The 20,178-nt window shown below is 55.8% G+C and carries 15 protein-coding genes; 3 read left to right on the forward strand and 12 right to left on the reverse strand.

Translation table 11 applies throughout. The annotated features are described in order from the left end of the window. Nucleotides 1-27: 27 nt before the first annotated feature. Entirely contained in the window at nucleotides 28-1,692 is a 1,665-nt protein-coding gene (locus JTM80_RS18740) for a glycosyltransferase family 39 protein (protein ID WP_205370070.1), read from the reverse strand. 109 nt (nucleotides 1,693-1,801) lie between these two features. Next, a complete protein-coding gene (locus JTM80_RS18745; RefSeq protein ID WP_205370071.1) occupies nucleotides 1,802-2,665 on the reverse strand; it encodes an alpha/beta hydrolase in 864 nt (287 codons plus the stop codon). A gap of 414 nt (nucleotides 2,666-3,079) precedes the next feature. Between JTM80_RS18745 and leuB the strand changes: the two genes are divergently transcribed. Next, nucleotides 3,080-4,138 (forward strand): 3-isopropylmalate dehydrogenase, encoded by a 1,059-nt coding sequence (leuB, locus tag JTM80_RS18750; RefSeq protein ID WP_205371473.1) that lies wholly within the window; start codon nucleotides 3,080-3,082, stop codon nucleotides 4,136-4,138. Between the two features lie 15 nt (nucleotides 4,139-4,153). Then, nucleotides 4,154-5,950 (forward strand): aconitase/3-isopropylmalate dehydratase large subunit family protein, encoded by a 1,797-nt coding sequence (locus tag JTM80_RS18755; protein ID WP_205370072.1) that lies wholly within the window; start codon nucleotides 4,154-4,156, stop codon nucleotides 5,948-5,950. Here the strand turns inward: JTM80_RS18755 and JTM80_RS18760 are convergent. The 8 genes from JTM80_RS18760 to JTM80_RS18795 all read right to left on the reverse strand — a co-directional run bounded on the left by JTM80_RS18760 (nucleotide 5,931) and on the right by JTM80_RS18795 (nucleotide 17,437). After that, the gene (locus JTM80_RS18760; protein WP_205370073.1) at nucleotides 5,931-6,743 is read right to left on the reverse strand and encodes a 4'-phosphopantetheinyl transferase superfamily protein; all 813 of its coding nucleotides are present in this window, start codon (nucleotides 6,741-6,743) and stop codon (nucleotides 5,931-5,933) included. The genes JTM80_RS18755 and JTM80_RS18760 overlap by 20 nt on opposite strands. 49 nt (nucleotides 6,744-6,792) lie before the next feature. Beyond that, nucleotides 6,793-7,950, reverse strand: a complete 1,158-nt coding sequence (locus JTM80_RS18765; RefSeq protein ID WP_205370074.1) for a substrate-binding domain-containing protein — start codon at nucleotides 7,948-7,950, stop codon at nucleotides 6,793-6,795. A gap of 123 nt (nucleotides 7,951-8,073) precedes the next feature. Then, nucleotides 8,074-8,808: a molybdate ABC transporter substrate-binding protein gene (gene modA, locus JTM80_RS18770; protein ID WP_205370075.1), complete on the reverse strand. Its 735-nt coding sequence runs from the start codon at nucleotides 8,806-8,808 to the stop codon at nucleotides 8,074-8,076. A gap of 60 nt (nucleotides 8,809-8,868) precedes the next feature. Then, a complete protein-coding gene (locus tag JTM80_RS18775) occupies nucleotides 8,869-9,954 on the reverse strand; it encodes a sulfate/molybdate ABC transporter ATP-binding protein (RefSeq protein ID WP_205370076.1) in 1,086 nt (361 codons plus the stop codon). Continuing rightward, nucleotides 9,887-10,675, reverse strand: a complete 789-nt coding sequence (gene modB, locus JTM80_RS18780; protein ID WP_172355469.1) for a molybdate ABC transporter permease subunit — start codon at nucleotides 10,673-10,675, stop codon at nucleotides 9,887-9,889. Before modB ends, JTM80_RS18775 begins: the two co-directional genes overlap by 68 nt. After that, nucleotides 10,672-11,508, reverse strand: coding sequence for a molybdate ABC transporter substrate-binding protein (modA, locus tag JTM80_RS18785; RefSeq protein ID WP_205370077.1), 837 nt, complete (start codon nucleotides 11,506-11,508; stop codon nucleotides 10,672-10,674). The genes modB and modA (JTM80_RS18785) overlap by 4 nt, the downstream gene beginning before the upstream one ends. Nucleotides 11,509-11,695: 187 nt before the next feature. Continuing rightward, nucleotides 11,696-16,159 carry an Ig-like domain-containing protein gene (locus JTM80_RS18790; protein ID WP_205370080.1) on the reverse strand — a complete coding sequence of 1,488 codons (4,464 nt, stop codon included), beginning with the start codon at nucleotides 16,157-16,159 and terminating at the stop codon, nucleotides 11,696-11,698. 690 nt (nucleotides 16,160-16,849) lie between these two features. Further along, nucleotides 16,850-17,437, reverse strand: coding sequence for a dual specificity protein phosphatase family protein (locus JTM80_RS18795; RefSeq protein ID WP_172355463.1), 588 nt, complete (start codon nucleotides 17,435-17,437; stop codon nucleotides 16,850-16,852). A 110-nt stretch (nucleotides 17,438-17,547) separates the two neighbouring features. On the opposite strand from JTM80_RS18795, the gene JTM80_RS18800 reads away from it, so the two are divergent. Next, complete coding sequence (locus tag JTM80_RS18800; protein ID WP_172355461.1) at nucleotides 17,548-17,760, forward strand: hypothetical protein; 213 nt, start codon at nucleotides 17,548-17,550, stop codon at nucleotides 17,758-17,760. Nucleotides 17,761-18,638: 878 nt separating this feature from the next. Here JTM80_RS18800 and JTM80_RS18805 read toward each other — a convergent pair. Continuing rightward, the gene (locus tag JTM80_RS18805) at nucleotides 18,639-19,379 is read right to left on the reverse strand and encodes an HpsJ family protein (RefSeq protein WP_172355457.1); all 741 of its coding nucleotides are present in this window, start codon (nucleotides 19,377-19,379) and stop codon (nucleotides 18,639-18,641) included. Between the two features lie 92 nt (nucleotides 19,380-19,471). Further along, nucleotides 19,472-20,176, reverse strand: coding sequence for a cyanoexosortase A system-associated protein (locus tag JTM80_RS18810; RefSeq protein WP_172355455.1), 705 nt, complete (start codon nucleotides 20,174-20,176; stop codon nucleotides 19,472-19,474). Between the last annotated feature and the right edge of the window lie 2 nt (nucleotides 20,177-20,178).

A 20,178-nucleotide genomic window follows, 5' to 3' on the forward strand; every position in this document is an offset into this window, starting at 1 on the left:
CAGGAACGCAGTGAGGAGCGACATCACTCAGCTAGAAGGACAGGATCGATCGGGATTCTCAACGTGCCAGAGGGATAGATAAATGTCTGAATCTGTCAAGGTTTTTGGGCGAAAAACTTCGGTAATCTGGGGGCGATCGCGCTGCTGAATGTCCTGCTGGAGCGATGCAGATGGGTTAAGCAGAAAGAAGGGTTCACATCGCTGCGGCGGCATGGACGCAGGACTCAGAATTTGAACCCTGGTATCGGGTTTGAGGAACTGGCTGAGGGATACCAGATCGAGGGCATAGCGAGACTCGGCAACGATCTGGGGTAAAGGCTGCCGATTCACCAAGGCGGCGATTTCAGGGTTGTGGCGATTGCGAGATTTTTGATAGTCGGGAATGTGATGCAGGTTGGACAGACCCGATGAAAAGCTGACCGTGAGCAGGAAGGCTAAAACGCCGCGCTGCCAGGAACGCCCCGCAGAGAGCCAGCCTGCTGCCGAAATTAGTACGGCAAGCTGGACAGGGATGAGGTAGCGCGATGTGGCCGAGGCTTGGCCCTGACGGATGAGATCCAGCGCCACCAGAATCACAGGAACAGGCAGCAGCAGGGCGGCGACGAAGCTTCCGACATGCTGCTGCTGAAATGTCCACCGGAGCGCAAGGGCGATCGCCCCCAGGGTGAGCAGTGCAGTGAGAAATTTGACCGCCACCAGCGAAACTGGCCCCAGTTCCACAGGCGCGTCAAAAAACAGCACGACGAGACTATAGAGCCAGACCACCAGCATCGACAGCGCCCCCATTGGCTGGCGCATCCATTCAGTATTGGCTTGCAGGGTATCCCAGCGACCCAGCACGACAAACACCCACGGGAGAAATAGCCCGACTGCCAGCGTCGCTGCCTGGAGGAACCCACACCGCTGAGCGCGAGTCCGAGACGGGTCGCATCGCGAACTGGCCACTCTCAGCACATATAGCCCATGCCCCAGAAACACCAGCACCGTCAGCAGCGACGTATACAGCCCCACCGCCATGCTGAATCCATAGGTCAACCAGCGCCGAAGCGAATGCGGCATCTCGTTCCCAACGGCGTTCTGCTTCACGTTCTGTTTCATGTCCTGTTTCATGCTCTCTTTTGCGTACCCCATCGCGTTCCATAACGCCAAACTGCTCCACAGCAGCGTGACGCTCCACAGGCTGTAGGGACGCGCTTCTTGGGCATAGGATACGAAAAAGGGCGATAGAGCGAGCAACATCGTGGCGATCGCCCCGGCAGTGGCAGAATTAAACAACTGGCTAGCCAGTCGCCCGATGAGCGCAAGTGAGATCAGGCTGAATAGAACCGAGAGCGATCGCACGGCGACTATGCTGCTGCCCCAAAGTTTTGTCCAGCCGTGGGCTAGCAAGAAATAAAGCGGGGCGTGTTCGGGGCTTTGAGCCAGGGCACGGAGGACTTGGGTTAAGGGCAAATCGGGGGCGGGATGCAAAAACTGCTGGAGGTCTGCGGGCGTGCGAGGAACGCCGTCGCTGAGTTGGGCGGTGACTTCGGCGCGGGTGTAGCCAGAAATGCGAACCGAGGTGGCGACTTCATCCACCCAATACACGCGATCGCCCAGCCCATACCCCCGAAACAGGATGCCTAGCACCACCGCTAGCACCACCGCTAGCACCACAAGCCCTTGCCAGATTTGCTGTTTCGAGATCCACATTCTTTGCTTCACAGTGTTCCTTGCTTCACAGTATTCCTTGCTTGGCAGTGTCGATTTCCTGACAACAGACCTGGCAACAGATCGGTTTGGGGTTGGATGCATAGCGGCGCTACATTCCGGCAGCAGCAGGCTCAGCGTAGCGCGTAACGAAGCGCTGGAGCGTATGGAAATACAGCGTCCGGTTGATTCGTCGCAAATTGCTGTGGCCCGCCTGGGGAATCAGCAGCAGTTCCTTGGGCGGCGGCGCGGCCTCGTAGAGCGCTTGCCCCATGTGAACAGGCACGACGCGATCGCCCGTCCCGTGGATCACCAGCAGCGGCATCTGGAGCGATCGCACTTTTGCCAGGGAATCAAACCGCTGATGCAGCAAAAGATCCACAGGCAAAAGCGGCACAGGAACAAAGTAGCGGATCATGTCTCGCATGGAGGTAAACGAGCTTTCGACAACCAGGGCGGCCAGGTCGGGATTGTGGGCTGCTAGGTCGAGGGCGATCGCCCCTCCGATGGATCTTCCCATAACCACGATGCGCTGTGGCGGAATGCGGCGGGTTTGGGTGAGGTAGTCGAGGGCGGCGATCGCATCGGCATAGACCGACTGTTCGCTAGGAAAGCTGCCTTGGCTCTGCCCATAGCCGCGATAGTCGATGAAAAAGGCCGCCCAGCCTAATTCATGAATCTGCGCTGCCAGTCGAGGCAGATCCCCCAAATTGCTGCCTGTGCCGTGGAAATATAGCACCGTCGGTGCGTCGTCCCGATTCGCGCCAATCCACCAGCCGCGCACCCGCCCCGTCCCTACGGGCAAATCGACGGTTTCGTAGCGCAATCCTACCGCATCCGGCGTAGTGCGAATGTCAGCATCGGGACGAAAAATCAGCCGCGTCTGCCCCGCCCACACCAGCCCACAGGCCGCTACGTACAGCGCCGCCATGCTGATCAACAATCGATAGAGCCTCTTAGTCTTCGTAAAACGCATCCGATGTAGGTTTCAGGAGTCAGGGGTCAGGGGTCAAGGGCAGAACGACTTTCAAGTGTCCTAGCTCCCTCTCCGACCGCCGTAAGCACGGCCCGCCATCCCTAATGCTTATGCAGAACAGAGGTCGGAGGGGGTTTGGGGGACGCGCTTCGTCCCCCAAGCGGGGGTTTTGGGGGAAAGCTTCCCCCAAGGCTTGCTGGCTCGGATACTGAAACAAGCTCTTTAAGCACTGCCGCGATCGCCAACCCTAGGAAAGCTTGCTACCTCCAGGGAGCGCAGCCCTACTCACCGCGATCGCCAGCAGTAAACCGGATTTGAGATCATCCTGATCCCTAAAACCTGACCCCTGATTCCTATCTCCTGCCAGACGTATTATCATCCATAGGTTCGCTGTGGGAAGTGGGGATTGTGGGGATTCAAGAATATCGGTTGGTGGCACTGCCAGGGGAAGGGGTGGGCCCAGAGGTCGTAGAAGCGGCGCTGGCGGTGCTGGCGCATTTGGCGACGCTGCATGGCTTTTCGGTGCGGGTGACGCATGGGCTGGTGGGAGAACCCGCCGTACAGCAGTTTGGCACAGGGTTTCCGGAGGCGACGGCGCGGCTCTGCGAGGGGGCAGACGGTATTTTATTCGGGGCGGTGTCAAAGGCGGGCTTGCTGGAGTTGCGAAAGCAGTTTGACCTGTTTGCCAATTTGCGCCCGGTGCGCCCAGTCAAAAGTCTGCGGCATCGCTCGTCGATCAAGCCGGAAAAGCTAGACGGCGTGGACATTTTGTTCGTGCGAGAGCTAGTCAGCGGCATTTACTTTGGCCCGTCGGGGCGCGGGGTGGATGAGACGGCCCCCTACGGCTTTCACACAATGCAGTATGCCGATTCCGAAATTCGGCGGATTGCCCGCGTTGCGCTTCAGCAGGCCCAGCAGCGGCGCAAGAAACTGGCGATCGCCCACAAGGAAAATGCGCTGCCCTGCCTTCCCTGGACGCGGCTCGTGCAGGAAGAAGCGGCGGCGTTTCCCGATGTGGCGCTGGTGCCCATGCTGGTGGACAATCTGGCGATGCAGTTGGTGATGAATCCGCAGCAGTTTGACGTGATTTTGGCGGGCAACCTGTTTGGCGACATCCTCAGCGACATTGGCGGGGCGATCGCCGGGTCGATTGGGCTGCTGGGGTCTGCCAGCTTGAACGCAGACGGCTTTGGCCTGTACGAGGCGATTCACGGCACTGCGCCAGATATTGCAGGCAAGGGCATTGCCAATCCGATGGGGACACTGGCCAGTGTGGAGTTAATGTTGCGGCAGTGGGACGAGGGAACCGCAGCGGCCCATCTGGCGATCGCCCAAGAGCAACTGCTGGAGGCAGGCTATCGCACAGCCGACCTAGTGGACTCGCCAGAAGATCGGTTTGTGAATACGAAAGCCTTCACGGAGCAACTGATTCAACAGCTAACCAATTCAAAATCTAACCAATTCAAAAGCTAAATCATTCAAATCCCTATGAACACACCTGAGAATCATCCTGAGAATCATCCTACGAATCAATCTGAGAAGGTTTTAACTCTGGGAGATGATATCAATACGGATGATATTATTCCCGCAAAGCGAGGAACCAATCTCGACCCAGCGCATCTGAAACGGTATGCGCTGGAACACATTATCGGTATCGATCAACTCATGAATTATGACGTAATCGAAGCAGGCGCAAACTTCGGCTGTGGCTCCAGTCGAGAAATCGCAGCGATCGCCCTAAAAGCGGCGGGTATCCGCGAGGTTCGGGCGCGATCCTTTGCCGATATTTTTTATCGCAACAGCATCAATATCGGTTTGCCCTTAAAGCACTTAGGCGAAGCAGAATCTCACCCGATTGTGGCGGCGATTACGCAGGCAGGCGGACTGTTTGCCTTTAACCAGCAGCGATTGCGCGGAGACATAGCCCTGCCGCCCAGCGACACGCCGCGCCGCCCCATGACGATGGCAGAAAAGCTGCTAGCGCGGGCATCGGGCAATGCGTTTGTACAGCCCGGTGAGGTGGTGTTTGCCAGAGTGGATTTGGCGATGTCCCACGATGCGATCGCCGCTGGGGTAGCACAGCTTTTCTACCAGCATTTCGGTGAGTCGGCAAGGATTTGGGAGCGCGATCGCCTGGTGCTGGTGGCGGATCATTTTATTCAAATCAACGACATTCGGGTTGACCCCAAAGCTGACCTGCTTTATCAGCAAATGGTTCAGTTTGCCGAGGAGCAAGGCTGCCACCTGCTGGATGTGGTGTCGCCCGGAGAGGCGGCGGGCATTTGCCATGTGCTGCTGCCAGAGCGGGGGTTTGTGCGGCCGGGCATGGTGATCGCAGGGACGGATTCCCATAGCTGCACCTATGGCGCGTTTGGCTGCTTTTCCACGGGCATCGGCACGACGGACATGGCAAATTTGCTGGCAACGGGCGACCTGTGGCTGCGCGTGCCGCCGACGCTGCGAATCTGCCTGGAGGGAACGCCTGCACCAGAGATCAGCGCCAAAGATATCATGCTGTTTTTGCTGGGGCAGTTGGGCTGCGACGGGGCGATCGGGCGGGTGCTGGAGTTTTGCGGCGGGGCGATCGCCCGATTGCCGATGGACGAGCGGATGACGCTGGCGAATATGGCAGTGGAGTGTGGGGCGCTGTGCGGACTGATCGCGCCTGATGCAGTGACGTGGGAGTATCTGGCAGAACGCCAGAGGGAACGCACTGGCGAATCTTTGGAAGAACAACTGGAGGATGAGGTGATGGCAGAACTGGGGAGGGCGATCGCCAGTTCTGCGGATGCAGAATACGAACGCACCTACACGTTTGACCTGACCCATCTAGAACCCCAAGTCGCCTGTCCGCCCAAGCCCGATCAGGTCGTGGGCATTAGCCAGTTGGGGCGGGTTCCCATCACCAAGGCGTTTATCGGCTCCTGCACGGGCGGCAAATTGCATGACCTGGCCGAAGCGGCAGCAGTGCTAAACGGGAACCGAGTTGCGCCCCAGGTCAGCCTGTTTGTCGTCCCTGCGTCGCAAGCTGTGCTGCAACAGGCCGAGGTCTTGGGCTATGTGGAGATCTTGGAGGCAGCGGGTGCAACAATTCTCAAGTCGGGCTGCGGAGCCTGCATCAACGCGGGCAGGGGCGTTTTGGAGGCGGGCGAGAACGGCATCTACGCCACCAATCGCAACTTCAAGGGGCGCAGCGGCGATCCCACGGGGAATAACTATCTAGCCTCGCCGCGAGTGGTGGCCGTTTCTGCAATTCGGGGATACATCAGCAGTCAGTTGGACTAGGGGAAATAAGTTGTATCAGATCTTGCACGGCGTAAAGACGGTAGCAATACAGGTTAAAAGCTGGCTTGTTTACTGCAAACGCACTAGAAAAATGATTGCCAAGCGACATAGGTTCAATCTGCCAGTGTGAATCAGACGATGATGCATCAGTGAATACTGGGACACGAATTGAGCCGTTAGGAGCGATCGCCATCTCAGCCTGCTCCAGCCCGCTCAGCCCCAGCCCGATCGCCTTCAGATATGCTTCTTTGCATGTCCAGAGTTGAAAGAACTGAGCAAGTTGTTCGGCGGTTGAAAATTTGCTCAGGAAAGCGCGTTCTCCCTCTGAAAAAAAGGTGCGGGCGAGGGCTGATACCTCTAGCGGGCGGTGCTGCTCTAGGTCTACGCCAATTGGGTGGGTAAGGGTAAAAGCGTACAGCACCAGCCCTCCAGCATGAGATAGGTTGAATTGCAGCGGCGGAGTTTCACTAGACGGCGGGGCAAAGACCGGCTTGCCATAGGAGTCGTAGGAAAAGCGAATAGCAGCCGGAGAAAGACCTGTGTAGCGACTGAGCAGATACCGCAGGGTGCCCCGACAGATGATGAATCGCGTGCGATCGCCCTCTTGCCGAAACTTTGCGGCTCTGGCGTGTTCATCGGGTGAAAGGATTTGCTCAAACAATAACAGGCTTTCTGCACAGCTTTCGACATTCATGAGCCACAGATGAACGTCTTCGGAAGAGAGGATTGCTGACTCTGAAGATGATAGCCAAGTGGGGGCGATTGCCGCAATTTTAGGAACAGTGAAAGACATAAGTGACGGATTCAATCAGGATGCAAAATACTGTCGCAGATGTACGAACTTAAGAAGACATAACGGTACTCAAAATATCCCCCGTTTGACTCGTATCGTAACCGCCCAGCGTTTGTAGCTGCGACAGAACCCGACGATGGCCCAGCGTACTCAAAAGCTGCTGCACGGGCGCTTCTTCGAGATAGGATTGGAGCGTTACCAGATCATAGCGAGAGTGATGCAGCGGGATGAACTCTAGCCCAAACGCTGCGGCAACCGATGCAGTGCTAACGCCTGCGCTTGCCTGCCCAGTGGCGATCGCCCTGGCCACCTCCAGATGCCCCGCTGCCAGGGTGTCGAATCCTCGAACCGCTTGCGGCGGAATGCCTGCTGCCTGGAGCGATCGCTCTAACACCTGCCGACTACCCGCCCCCGCTTCCCGATTCACAATCTTTACGTCCGGTCGAGTCAGATCTTCAATCGTTTTGAGATGCAGCGGGTTTCCAGGCTGAATGAGTAACCCCTCTTCCCAACTGCCCAAATTAATCACCACAGCAGAGACATTTTGCAGGGCAGCTTGCGTTTGCAGAGCAGTTTTCACAAACGGAACGTTGTGATCTTGCGTGGCCGCATCGTAGAGATGCATTCCCGCAAGATGCACCTCTCCGCAACAGAGCCGATCCAGGGCGCACATGCTGTTATCCAGCGTCCAATGTACGCGCAGGTCGGGATGCCAGCGCTCGGCCGCCCGCGCCCACAGCGACAGTGCTGGCGTGCAGCCCGCGATGACAACTGTGCGGTGCAGCTTTTCCAGATCATCGAGCAGGTGGACGCGCAGCATTTGGGTAGTCGAATCGTAGCGACCTTCCCCGTCCGCAGGCACCATTTCTGTCCGAAAGGCGGTGCCCCCCTTCAGCGGGTGTGCAATCCACCGGCCGCCCACTCGGGCCAGGCTGAGTCGGATTGCCTGATCCGTCGGAAAGTCCCGGATCGGGATTGCATCCAACTCCACCGCATCTTGCTCCAGCCAAAACAGGTCTTCGACCTGGCAGCCCAGCGCCCCGGCTAGCCGCAGCGCCACGGTTGTAGATGGTGCGTATTGTCCTGCCTCTACGCCGCCGATGGTCTGGCGCGACACTCCGGCGATCGCCGCTAGGTCTTGCTGGCTCATGCCCAGCCGCAGCCGGATTTGCTTCAGATTATTGCAAAGGTCTGAGTCTTGCTTCACGGCTGTTAAGCTGAACGCAATTTGCTGCTTTTCACTTCAAGATAGTTTTTACTTCAAGATAGGTTTCACTTCGAGATGGTCTTCACTTCGGGATAGCATCCGATCTCAAGCTATCATGCCGGACTAGGAAACTGGCGTGAAGCCGAAGCTCTCGAATACTTCTGCAGCCTTGGGGCTAAGCAAAAATTGGACATATTCTTTCGCCTGATCGGGATGGACGCTGGCACGGATCACGGCCAGGGGATAGAGCGTCGGAGAGTGAAGATTTTCGGGGATCGCCTCCACAATGTTGACCTGATCTGTTGTTTTGGCATCCGTAACCCAAACCAGGGCTGCATCGACGTTGCCAGATTCTACATAGCCTAAAACTTGGCGCACGTTCTTGCCAAATACAAACTTAGGCTTCACCTGATCCAGCAGGTTCAGGTTCTTGAAAACTTCTTCCGAGTACCGCCCAATGGGTACGGTATCGGGGTTTCCAACTGCAATCCGCTTGACGCTTTCTTGGGTTAGATCTTGCAGGCTTTGAATTGCGGTAGAGTTTTTGGGAACCACAAGAACGATTTGATTCTTCACTAAGTCATTGCGCGTTTCTGGAAGCAGCAGACCGTCTTGCTCTAGGTCATTCATGTCTTTTTGAGCGGCTGATATAAAAATATCGACGGGCGCACCGCTCTGAATTTGCTGGCGCAGTTCGCCTGATGCACCAAAGTTGTAGGTAATCGTGATGTTGGGGTGTTCGGCCTGGTAGAGCGGCTTAAGGGCTTCTAGGGGTTCCGTGAGTGCGATCGCAGAGGAAACGGTTAGCTCGACAGGCTCCGCAAGGGGGGGCTGGGTTGCACAACTGACGCTAAGCATCAAACTCAACAATACACAAGTGATGAAAGTCAACCAGTTTGGGCGTTTCATGATCTATCCTCAGAAGTTTTTCAGTAGGAGTAGTTTCTGGGCATCGAGACAAGCGATCCAGGGCTGCGGCCGATGTTTCAGCGCGTCCCACTTTTCTTTCAAAACTTCAGCCTGGAGATGATAATCATCTGCATGGCTGGATGGCTCTCCAAGCTTGAGATATAGGGTCATGTGGTGAGGTGTTTCGCTAGCCCAAGCTAGCCAAGCCGGGAAGGTATTAGGGCGATGGGGCGTTTCTAGAAAGCAGATGTGATGGGCACGGATGCCAATGTGTGTATGTCTGCCATCAATGGGAGCATCCATTTGAAGCGTGCAGTTCCAATCCAGCGCCCGTACCGTTTGTCGATTGATTGGCTGAATGCAGGAGTAGTTTTTACATCCGGTTAGCCGGGCAACGCTCATGGTTTCAGGGCGATCGAAGATATCCTGTTTCTGTCCGCTGGCAATCACTTTTCCGGCGGAGAGAACGAGCAGTTGCTCACAAATGCGGTAGGCTTCGTTCAGATTGTGGCTAACAAACAGCGTGAGTCCCTGGTAGCCCGAGAGAGTTTTAATCAACTGCTTTTCCAGCTCGCTGCGGAGGTGAGTATCCAGGGCGGAAAAGGGTTCATCCAGCAGCAGCAGATCTGGTTCAGTGATTAGGGCGCGGGCTAAGGCAACCCGCTGCTGTTGTCCGCCGGAAAGCTGATGAGGATAGCGGTTTCCAAATCCGGCAAGCTGAACGCGCCCAAGCTGCGCTTCGACGGTTTGGACGAGTTCTCGCTTTTCTTGTTTTGACCCCTGGCGCTTACTCAGTCCGTAGGCGATGTTTTGGGCAACCGTGAGATGCGGAAACAACGCATAGTTTTGAAACAGAAACCCCACGCGGCGATCGCGGCTGGGGAGGTTAATGCCTTTGCGCGAGTCGTAGAGAATGCGATTGTTCAGCACGATGGTGCCGCTGGTAGGGGTTTCAATGCCCGCGATGCAGCGGAGGGTCATGCTTTTGCCCGATCCTGACCCGCCCAAAATGCCGAGTGGCTCTCGTTCAGCGCTGAAGGCCACGTTCAGGGTGTAGCTGGGGAGCCGCTTCTGAATATCCACCAATAGGCTCATCTGGGTTGACCTCTGAGTTGATCTCTAAGTCGATCTCTGAGTCGATCTCTGAGCAAATTGCGATTGGCAACTGCGAAGGAGATTGTTTGGACTCCAAGTGCCGCACCCACCACAACAGAGCAAAGGCGATCGCCGTCATTATCAGCACCATCGTATTTGCCAGCCCATAGCGCTGCATCTGCACGGCATCGTAAATTGCCAGGGGGAGGGTCTGGGTGCGGCCGGGGATACTGCCTGCCACCATCAGCGTTGCGCCAAATTCTCCCAATCCCCGCGCCACGCTCAGCCCAAAGCCCGCCAAAATGCCGCGATGGGCAAGCGGCAGGGTAATCCGCCACAGCACTTCTGGCTCCGTTGAACCCAGCGTGCGGGCGGCGGCCTCTAGCTCTGGGCTGACGTTGGCGATCGCCGCACGGGTCGATTCCACCATCAGCGGCAGCGCTACCACCGCCGAGGCGATCGCCGCCGCCTGCCAAGTGAAGAGCAAATCAATCTTCAGCCATTCCCTAATCGGGCTACCGCGTCCCAGAGCCAGCAGCAAAAAATAGCCCACGACGCTGGGTGGCAGCACCAGCGGCAAATTCAGCAACGTAGACACAAAAATCTGTCCCCGAAACTGCACCCGCGCCAAAAAAATTCCCAACCCTAGCCCAAACACCAGAATCAAAGCGCTGGCGACCAAGGTGACCTGGAGAGAGAGGATCGACGGCTGCAAAATCATAGGACTAGCTCCTCTCCCGGCAAAACGAAACCGTATTTTCTCATGAGGGGCCGACCCTTCTCCCCATTAATAAATGCGGCAAACTGCTGAGCCAGTTCGGGATGCGGCGCGGACTTGGGCACGGCCAGCATCTGCTCCAAGGGCTGGTGCAATTCCGCCGGAATCAGCGTCCATTTTCCGGGTTTGCCGACGCTAATCGAAAGGGCGGCGATCGCCACTTCCACGTTCCCCGTTTCGGCATACTGCTGGGTTTGCTTAATGTTTTCCCCAAAAACCAGCTTGGGCTGAATCGCATCCCAAATCCCGGCAGACTGCATCGCTTCGCGGGCGGCGACCCCGTAGGGCGCGTGGTCTGGATTGGCGATCGCAACCCGTGTCACCTCCGGCTTCGTCAAGTCTTGCAGGGTTTTCAGATCCAGGGGACTATCTGCTCTCTGCCACAGCACAATTCGCCCCACGCCATACAGCGTCTTCGTTTCGGATCGAATCAGCCCTTTCTCGTCCAAATCTTCGATAAATTTCCGGTTGGCTGCGGCAAATAAATCAACGGGTGCGCCCCGCTCAATTTGCTGTGCCAATTGTCCGGTTGAACCCAGGTTAAACGTAACCCGATGTCCGGTTTCCGCCTCCCACTGCTTGCCAATTTCGGGAAACACGTAGTTTAGGTCGGCCGCCGCTGAAACCGTCAGCGTGACTAGCTCCTGTGCAACGGGCAGTGCCGACTCAGGAGCCACATTGGAAGCCACATTGCAAGATCCCAACAATCCTACCAGTAGCCCAACCCACGCCCACCTCAAAAACCAATTCTGTCGTCTGACTCTTTTTCTGACCATTGGCTGACCCCTCTGCTATTCAAAGATAGCAGCAATGCAAGTAAGCTTAACAATATGCCAATATACTTGCTCGGCAGCCAGATGAGATTCTGTCGTCAAAACAGCAGATTTAGAAAAAATTCCATTTTGGCGGCCTCAGGGCGAGGCCAGAGCATCCATTCTGATACAGTAGCCCCGGATGATTGGGCTAAAGCGGTAGCCGCGTCAGTGGCACGAAGCTGGCAGCGGTCAGCTTGTTCGCCTGCACGCCCGACAGTTCCGCAATCACCTCATCCGAACCATTTAGCCAGATGCGGGCCCCCTGGCTCAACTGCTGAATCCGCAGTTCGCGGAAGGTCAACCCCTTCGCCAGCCCGATGACATCAACGCCCACTTTGAAATCTCGGATGACATCAGCGCCACCATGCTTGGCGAGGACAAACGTATCGCGGCCCGCGCCTCCAATCATCAGATCGCTGCGTCCACCGCCCACCAGCAGGTCGTTGCCCTTTCCGCCCTTCAAAACATTTGTGGCGATCGCCCCCCAGATTGCCGTCGCCTCCTGGAATCCGCGCAGAAAATCAGTCGTTTCGCCCGCAATCAGCACATCGTTGCCCGCGCCCCCAACTAGCACGTCCGCCCCGCGCCCGCCGACCAGCGTGTCATTTCCGCCGCCGCCCACGAGCCGATCGATGCCAGCGCCACCCAAGATATAGTCGTCGCCACCCAGACCCTCGATCACGTCGTTGCCGTCAAACCCCTCGATGCGATCGCCCCGTCGTGTTCCACGAATCCGATCCGGCCGGGGCGACCCCTTCATCCGATTCAGTTTCTTCGGGCCCTGCGGCGGCAACCCACTGTCTGACCTGACCAGCAGATCAAATTCGTCAACCGCACTCATGCCCGAACGATCTGTGGCCCGCACAACGATGCGATAGCTACCTGCGTTTCCGCCCGCAGGGGTGCCGCTAAAGGTGCGCGTCACGGGGTCAAACGTTAGCCACGCAGGCAGCGGACGACCGTCGCTCAAACTCGCCGTATAGGTCAGTACATCGCCTGCGTCTATGTCCACAAACGTATCCGACTCCAGCATCAGGCCAAAGCCCTGCCCCGCCACTGCCGTCCGATTCCCGATCGGCTTTTGCAGCACTGGCGCATCGTTAATATTCAGCACCGTCAGCGTGAATGTGCCCGTACCCTGCACCCCACTGGGATCGGTCGCTACAACCCGCAGCGCAATCGTGCCCACATCCCCATTCGCAGGCGTACCCGAAAATGTTCGAGTTGCTGCATTAAAAGTCAACCAAGCGGGCAGCGGCGCACCATTGGCCAGGGTTGCGGTGTAGGTCAAAGAATCCCCGTCTGGATCAACAAAGGCGGTGAGCGGAAGCTGGGCCACAAACGGCAGCCTTTCGGTGGCACCGCGACGCGGCAAGGGTGCAGTCAACACCGGGGCCTGGTTGGCCGCCACCAGCACAGAAATGGTGCCCGTTGCATTGAATACGTCGTCGGTGACTTGAAAAACGAAACTGTCTGGCCCGCTATAGCCAGGATTGGGCGTGTAGGTGTAGGTTCCTGTTGCCGTGTTGGTAATCACCACAGACCCGTAGCTGGGCGCAGTCACAATGCTAAAGCGGATGATGTCGCCATCGGGATCGGTGGCCACAAGCCGCCCCGATCTTTCCGCATTAACGCGGGTATTGAGGCTGCCATTGGTCGCAACGGGGGCGCTGTTGGGCGCAACCGTAATGCTGACCGTTGCGGGGGCGGAGTCATCCGTTCCATCGTTTGCCCGAAAGGTAAAGCTGTCGCTGCCCGAAAATCCGGCGTTGGGGGTGTAGGTATATTCTCCCGTCAGTGCATTGATAATCGTGACCGTGCCATTGGTCGGAGCCGAAACGATGCTGAAGCTCAGCGGATCGCCTTCCACGTCCGTTGCCGTCAGTACCCCCGCCTCGGTTTTACCCGTCCGAGTGTTTAGCGTTGCAGCATTGGCGACGGGCGCATCATTGACCGGGGTGATGGTAATGGTGATGGTTGCGGGTTCTGATTCCTCAAATCCATCGAACACGCGGAATGAGAAGCTGTCCGAGCCGTTGGCATTGGGGTTCGGCGTGTAGGTGAATGCGCCCGTGTTGGGATCAAACGCCGTGATGCTTCCCTGGCTGGGCCCAGTGGCGATCGCATAGATCAGCGGATCATTGTCGCCATCTGTGCCAGAGAGCGTCCCTAGCACTGCCGCATCTTCGTTGGTCACCAAACTGTCGCCATTGGCTACGGGGGCGTTGTTGCCAAAGTTGACCACAATGCTCACAGTCGCCACATTCGAGAGCGCATTGGCTGCCCCGCTGCCGTCATTCGCCTGGAAGGAGAAACTGTCGGGCCCAACGTGTCCCGCATTGGGCAGGTAAGTAAACGCCCCAGTCGCCGCGTCAAAGCTGGTTAGCGTGCCGCTGGCTGGCCCAGTCACAACGCTGTAGGTCAGCATGTCGCCATCCACATCGGCCGCCGCCACGGTTCCATTTTGAGGCTGATTCCTCGTTGTGGTCAGGCTGCCATCGGTGGCGACGGGCGCATCGTTAATGGGGGCGATCGCCACGGTCACCGTCGCCGTGTTGGAATACACCGTTCCGTCAAACACGCGGTAGGTAAAGCTATCTGCCCCGTTCGCATCGGCATTCGGCGTGTAGGTAAAGGCTCCGGTTGCCGCATTCGTAATCGTGACAGATCCTTTTGTTGGAGCCGTGACAATCTCATACGTCAGCATATCCCCATCTACATCTGCGCCAAGCAAAAAGCCCGACACGGCCTCATCCTCATTAGTAGTCACAATCACACCAGCGGCCGTCGGCGCATCGTTCACTGGATTGACAGTAATCGTGACAGTTGCTGTGCCAGAGTCATTCACGCCATCATTCACGCTAAACGTAAATGAGTCACCGCCATTAAAGTTTGCATTTGGTGTAAATATGTACGCTCCAGTTGCCGCATCTGTGAGGGTCACCGTGCCACTAGCGGGCTGATTCACGATGCTATAGGTCAGCGCCGCCCCCTCCGGATCTGACCCAGACAGGGTTCCCGAAAATGCTGTATCTTCATCTGTGGTTAACGTGCCATCATTCGCAACGGGTGGCTGGTTCACCACTGCGCTCGGCGAAAACGCCACCCCCCGAAAAACCTGGTTTGCCCCAGCCGTTGCCAGGACGGTTAATGTTGCATTGATATCAGCGTTAAAAGCAGCCGTGTCTACAATCCGAACCAGCGAGTTATTTGCTCCATTCCCTCGCGTGGCATACAGTTCAACCGTGCTGCCGACAACTTGACCTGTCAAACCGCTGAATTGACCGACGAGCCGCTGGCGCAGTGTCCAGGTTGTGCCATCAAAGGAATACTTCCGGATTCCGCCTCCTGATGCATCCGGACTTCGATCTGCAATATAAAGCGTGTCAACTCCTGCAACCGTTGCATCCCGGTCCAGCAGGACAAATTCAAACGGGGAGTTGCCGCTTGATGTGCCAGGAACCGCTGTAATTGGGATAGATCCGCTTTCGGGTAATCCAGTGCCAATAGTATTTAGTCCGACATGGGTGGGGCTAGTCGAACTGCCCGCTGTGGTATACAAACGCCCATCGAAGATTCCCACACTCCGGACTGCACCATCCACCGTGGTCAGCCGCGTTCCTGTGTCGCCGTAGGGTACATAGTGAATCCCGCCTGTGTTATTGCTAGATACTCCAGCGACCCAAAAGCTGCTGCCATCTACGGAAGCAACACTCCGAACACTATTCCCACTAAAACTACTGGTCAGATGTGTGGAGGTATCTACCGTCCCGTTCATATCAACGCGAGCAATCACTCGGTTGACTGCTGTGCTGGTGGTGCTGGCGATCGCCAGAGTGCCAACACTCGCGTCATAGCCTGCTAAAACCAGGTATCGACCATCTGTTGAGAGACTTAATCCCCCTTCTAAATCTGCTGTGCCACTCAGGGTCAATCGTCGGTTGCTGCCATCAACCGTAGTTGGCATGGCGATGGATTGCAGCAGGCTGCCACTCGTATCGTATACATCCAAAAAAACAGCAGTGGCTGCATTGGTCAGCAGGGCGCTGCCGTCGCCAGTTCGCAGCACGACAATGCTGCCCGTCGGAATCGCAGGCAGAATCCCTTTGTAAGAGTTGAGGGCATCCGCGTTGAAAGGATTGCTTGCTTCGATGCTGCCTGTGGTGTACTCTAGCGCCCAGTCGCCGCCGAGGGCAGCACTGCCTGTGAGGTTCGTTGAGGCTGCGAGATTGGCTCCTGTGAGGGCGGCTAGCTGCTGCACAAACGCGCTGCCCTCGCCACTGGCAATGTTGCAGCCGTAGAGCAGGATATCGGCATCTTCCGTCAGCGCCGCAGACCAGGATTGCAGGAACGTGCTGTAGTGTGCCAGGGTGCTGCGATTTAGCACGGTGGAGCCGAGATGGAGGCTGCCTGTGCTGCCGTGGGAGATAATGTGGACGCTGCTGATGTTGCTGCGCCCTGCTAGATAGTCGGTAATTTGCTGAATTCCATCTTGCCCAGGGTCGAGAATTTGAACGTCAATATCGGGATGGATGCCAGCAATTAGGGTTTGATAATCTGGCGTAGCTGCATCAACAAAAACGACGGTGGCACAGCAGGTGATAGGAGACATAGCTGGACAGAGGTAGATGGATAGATACACGAAATCGGATGTGCGAAAATCGCGGCACAAAAAACAAGGGCGATCGCCCCGAATAACCCCACTCAAATACTTTTGAAGCCTGAATCAATCAGACGCTTTGTGTCTGAATCAGCGATAAGCCTGTAAAATTAAGAAACCAAAAGGAATCCGCGAAAAGTAAGGCTTCATGAATCATTAGAAGAGCGTTAGACGTAACCTCAAACCATTTAATAGTCAAACTAATAGTCGAAGCCTAAAGTTCGTTCTTGGGACTGTCTGGCGTTTTATCCCTAAATTCGCTGCCTTAATGCATATTGCCTCTAACGATGGCTTCGCCGGATTATATGGGTCTTAAGCTTGGATTTCAAACTGGGAGTGAACTCGTTCACAGAGCAGCCTGAAACTGCCAAATTGCATTTGTAAACAAAGTATTCCCCATGTTGCGAAATATTGAACGACTCAAGCCACAAATTTTCAGTAAATTTACGTCCGAAGTCCAGAGGCTCATTGAACGCTAAAAATAGCAAAACTTTTAAGACTAAAGGCACTTCCTGTTGGCTTGGATTCCGAAATATTGCGGAATTTCTAAGCAGTTTAAGCGGCAAATCCGTAAAGTTTCGGAGCCATTTTTGCTGCCACATTCTCGGCAAACTGCCCTTGACAGACTTCCAGGCCCGCTGCCTACACGGAGATCTGAGTAGGATCTGGGAATTTTGAACTTTGGCTGACAAATGCCTGCAATATTTTGATTTGTGCGCTGGTGGGTGCTGCGATCGCCTGCACCTGCTGAACGTAGCGCAGCGCTTCCCACACCTCTAGCTGATGATAGCGGCACAAATAGGCGGCACACACCAAGGGCGATCGCTCTATTCCCCGCCGACAGTAGACGTAGACCGGGCGCTGGCGGCGGAGGTGCTGATGCAGCAGTTCTGTCGCCACCTCAAAGTGTTGAACCTGAAGCGGAACCAAGTAGGATTGATTTGGCAGAATATATCGCTGACAGTGGAATTTTTCTGCAATCGCTTGCGGCAGCGGCCCTTCTGCTTCGGCACAGAATGACAGCACCACCTCTACGTTGGCAGCAGCGAGGATGCCAGCGTAGTCTGGTTTCGGGAGCGCACCAAGGGCCAGACGGTTGGGCAAAATCCAGCAAATCTGGGTTTGGCGGATGAGCGTAGTGGAGGACTGGATAGAGCGGTAGGGCGATCGCCCTGTTTTTAGGACAAGCCCCTGTCGCGATCGCAGTGTTTTCAAGATCCCCTTGCCCATTGCGGATGCCTCTATTGGATGCCTCTATAAAATCAGCGCCGATTCTAGTTCAACCTTCAAGGCTACTGGCTCCGTATCAGGAACCGTTTTCTGCTCCCACTCAAACTCACATGGTTCACGTTTCTCACGTTTTAACCGCTTATCTTGTACTTTCGGCGATCGCCTTCACCGTTTACCTATCCATTTTCCTAAAAGACCCTTCAACCCCCAAAACAGACTCTCTATCTTGGCTAGTGCTAATTGTTGCCACGCTGCTCTCGCCCATTTCGCTGCCCATCTCGCTGCTGAAGTGGCTGAAATCGCTCCGCCGCCCAACTGAATAGACCCTTCAAAAAACGAAAGAAAGCCTATAAAAAATCTTTTCACAAAAAAATCACCTATAAGATACTAGGAGTTTCGCAATTCCAAATAGTCTCCAGCAATTCCATCTAGCTCAAGAGTTCGTCATTATTAACCCATATTTGCCGTGTCTATAGCCATGTCTACACTAAAAACCCCTTTGTCCCAAAACACGTCCTCAGAAATTGCTCAAGCTTCTCCGCTAACTTTTACAACACTGCCTGCTGTCCCAAGTCCATCCCTGCATCGCACAACCGCTCGTGCCTCAAGGCCAGATACACTAAGCCCCCAAAGCACTCGACCAGCGACTAGAAATGTTCGCCTGGTTGGGGCCTTTCTCGGCAGTGCGCCACTCAGAATCCGCAGCATTCAGGGCGTTGGTTCTGCGACTCGACTACGCCAGTCTCAAGTTGGTGGTATTTGGGAATTTTTTAGCAATCGGCTATTTCGTTTTACCCCCAGAGGAATCGGTACTATCGTCCGCGATGACCTCTTTCCTGTGGTCGGCACCTATCGACTATCCCGCAACTCTATTCGCGTCTCTGGACAACGCAGCAGCAGTATTGGACTAGGGGGTGGTGCAGCCGTCTTTATCGATGGCATTTTTGCACGCGCACAAAATGGTCAAGTTTTTGCCCGCATTATCCAATCCACCACAGCCTCCTCAGCCTTTGTAGGCATTGGCGGCCCTATTAGTGGCGGTTCCAGAAATACCTACGACTTTACAATCCGTATGGCGCGGCTTGTAGGCAATTTGTTGCGCTAAAAAATCCTGGATAAGAGCGCTTCTTACTCTTATCCAGGATTCAAAGCTGCATCAAATACTTAGCTAAACATTTAGCTCAATATAAAGTGTCAGCACCTATGCTGCGGGCTGCGTCTTAGAAGCTTTGCTGCGCTTTTTCTTGGCGCTGCGGGCCCAGCGCGTGAGGTGCCAGATATAGATAAACAAGAAGCCCGAAATTAGTGCGCTCAGATTCCACTTGGCAGAGCTTTCCATCAGGCGATTGCGGCGGCTTGCCTTCTCAATTTCAACCTGCTCCTGCATCCGCTCCTTGAATTGAGACAACTGGCTCAGCATTTGCTCCTTCGGCGCTCTGGCCGCATCGCCCTCCAGCGTTACGCCCTGGCTCTCCAAAAAGCCCTTGATTTGCTCTGCGCTGGCATCATTGATTTGCTTCTCGAAAGCAGCCACCTGCTCAAGCTGCTGGCTAAATTGGTTACTGATCAAATCCATGCTCTGGCTATTCAGCCGTAGCGTATTCGTCACGCCCAGCGGAACCAGAAGCAGCAGGAAAATACCAAACAGCATCGATACCCAAGAGAGGAACTTCAAAACGGGACGTTCCCACTTACTGCGAAACTGCATTTCCCCGAAAAAAATTAGCGCTGCTGCTAGCAGTGGAACGGGAACTCGCTCTACGATTGCACCCATTGTTTCAAACTCCCAGATGGGATTGGTGAATCGGGGCGGGAACAGAATCGTGAACAGGTCAAGCGTCGTTAGAACCAACAGTCCATACCCGGCCCAACGCAGCAGCACTGGGGAAAAGGGCTTGCTTGCGGGAGAGGGAGTGGGAGATTCGGGTTGGGCTTGAGTCATGGGATATCCTCCGAGTATGTCAATAACCGAGTGAAATGGGGTGAGAACAAGGGAGCCAAGAAGCGTCTCGCAGGCTTCAGGAAACGGGAAACTTAGGGAGTCGGAAACTTGGGTTGCCACCACGCCTGCCAGTCTGTCCAGGCGGCTTTGAGCTGCGGATAGACCTGATCCGCCGGGGTGTTTTGGAGTGGGGCAGACATCACCGTCCACAGACAGCGCCCATCTCGCAGCGTCTCTCGACCCAGCAGGACGGGCAGGGCCCGCTCTGGGCGCAAGTCGAGGACGTAGCGGTTTTGCATAAACTGCGCCTCGGTGACGGTGCTAGAGCCACGAGGATTGATGCAACTGGTGAGATGGGCGTGGGTTTCGTCGGCGTAGATGCTGTAGAATCCGCCCGATTCGTCTTGCTGAATCGTAGTGGGGAAGGCAACCGTCGGCGTTGACTTGCCGTACTTCAGCAGTAAATTGCGGACGCTGGGATCGGTGTTGACCAGGTATCGGATCTCGACGGCAAGAGCGCGATCGCCCTGCCTATAGCTATAGCGTTTGCCCGACACCATTTCCGCCTGGGCCTTTTCGGGAATTGGCAGCGCTGTTGCCGACTGGGCCTGCCAGCCAGGAAGGGGCACCTGCTCCGGGAAGTCAAATTCGGCCTTCGTCTGCCCATCAGTCGCGGGAAACAGGAGCAAGCGCCCCAGCACCAGCACCACGCCCCCTAGGGTCAGCGCCAGTAGCGGCAGCCGGACATATTTCACAACCGGACTTTCGGTTGAGTTTGCAGATAAATTTGCAGTCATGA

The sequence above is a fragment of the Thermoleptolyngbya sp. PKUAC-SCTB121 genome, assembly GCF_016919485.1.
Taxonomy (GTDB): Bacteria; Cyanobacteriota; Cyanobacteriia; order Elainellales; family Elainellaceae; genus Thermoleptolyngbya; species Thermoleptolyngbya sichuanensis.

Coding starts and splice junctions, on each gene's coding strand:
- JTM80_RS18740 (WP_205370070.1), bottom strand. CDS start 1,692: ATGTGGATCTCGAAACAGCAAATCTGGCAAGGGCTTGTGGTGCTAGCG.
- JTM80_RS18745 (WP_205370071.1), bottom strand. CDS start 2,665: ATGCGTTTTACGAAGACTAAGAGGCTCTATCGATTGTTGATCAGCATG.
- JTM80_RS18755 (WP_205370072.1), top strand. CDS start 4,154: ATGAACACACCTGAGAATCATCCTGAGAATCATCCTACGAATCAATCT.
- JTM80_RS18760 (WP_205370073.1), bottom strand. CDS start 6,743: ATGTCTTTCACTGTTCCTAAAATTGCGGCAATCGCCCCCACTTGGCTA.
- modA (WP_205370075.1), bottom strand. CDS start 8,808: ATGCTTAGCGTCAGTTGTGCAACCCAGCCCCCCCTTGCGGAGCCTGTC.
- JTM80_RS18775 (WP_205370076.1), bottom strand. CDS start 9,954: ATGAGCCTATTGGTGGATATTCAGAAGCGGCTCCCCAGCTACACCCTG.
- modB (WP_172355469.1), bottom strand. CDS start 10,675: ATGATTTTGCAGCCGTCGATCCTCTCTCTCCAGGTCACCTTGGTCGCC.
- modA (WP_205370077.1), bottom strand. CDS start 11,508: ATGGTCAGAAAAAGAGTCAGACGACAGAATTGGTTTTTGAGGTGGGCG.
- JTM80_RS18790 (WP_205370080.1), bottom strand. CDS start 16,159: ATGTCTCCTATCACCTGCTGTGCCACCGTCGTTTTTGTTGATGCAGCT.
- JTM80_RS18795 (WP_172355463.1), bottom strand. CDS start 17,437: ATGGGCAAGGGGATCTTGAAAACACTGCGATCGCGACAGGGGCTTGTC.
- JTM80_RS18800 (WP_172355461.1), top strand. CDS start 17,548: ATGGTTCACGTTTCTCACGTTTTAACCGCTTATCTTGTACTTTCGGCG.
- JTM80_RS18805 (WP_172355457.1), bottom strand. CDS start 19,379: ATGACTCAAGCCCAACCCGAATCTCCCACTCCCTCTCCCGCAAGCAAG.
- JTM80_RS18810 (WP_172355455.1), bottom strand. CDS start 20,176: ATGACTGCAAATTTATCTGCAAACTCAACCGAAAGTCCGGTTGTGAAA.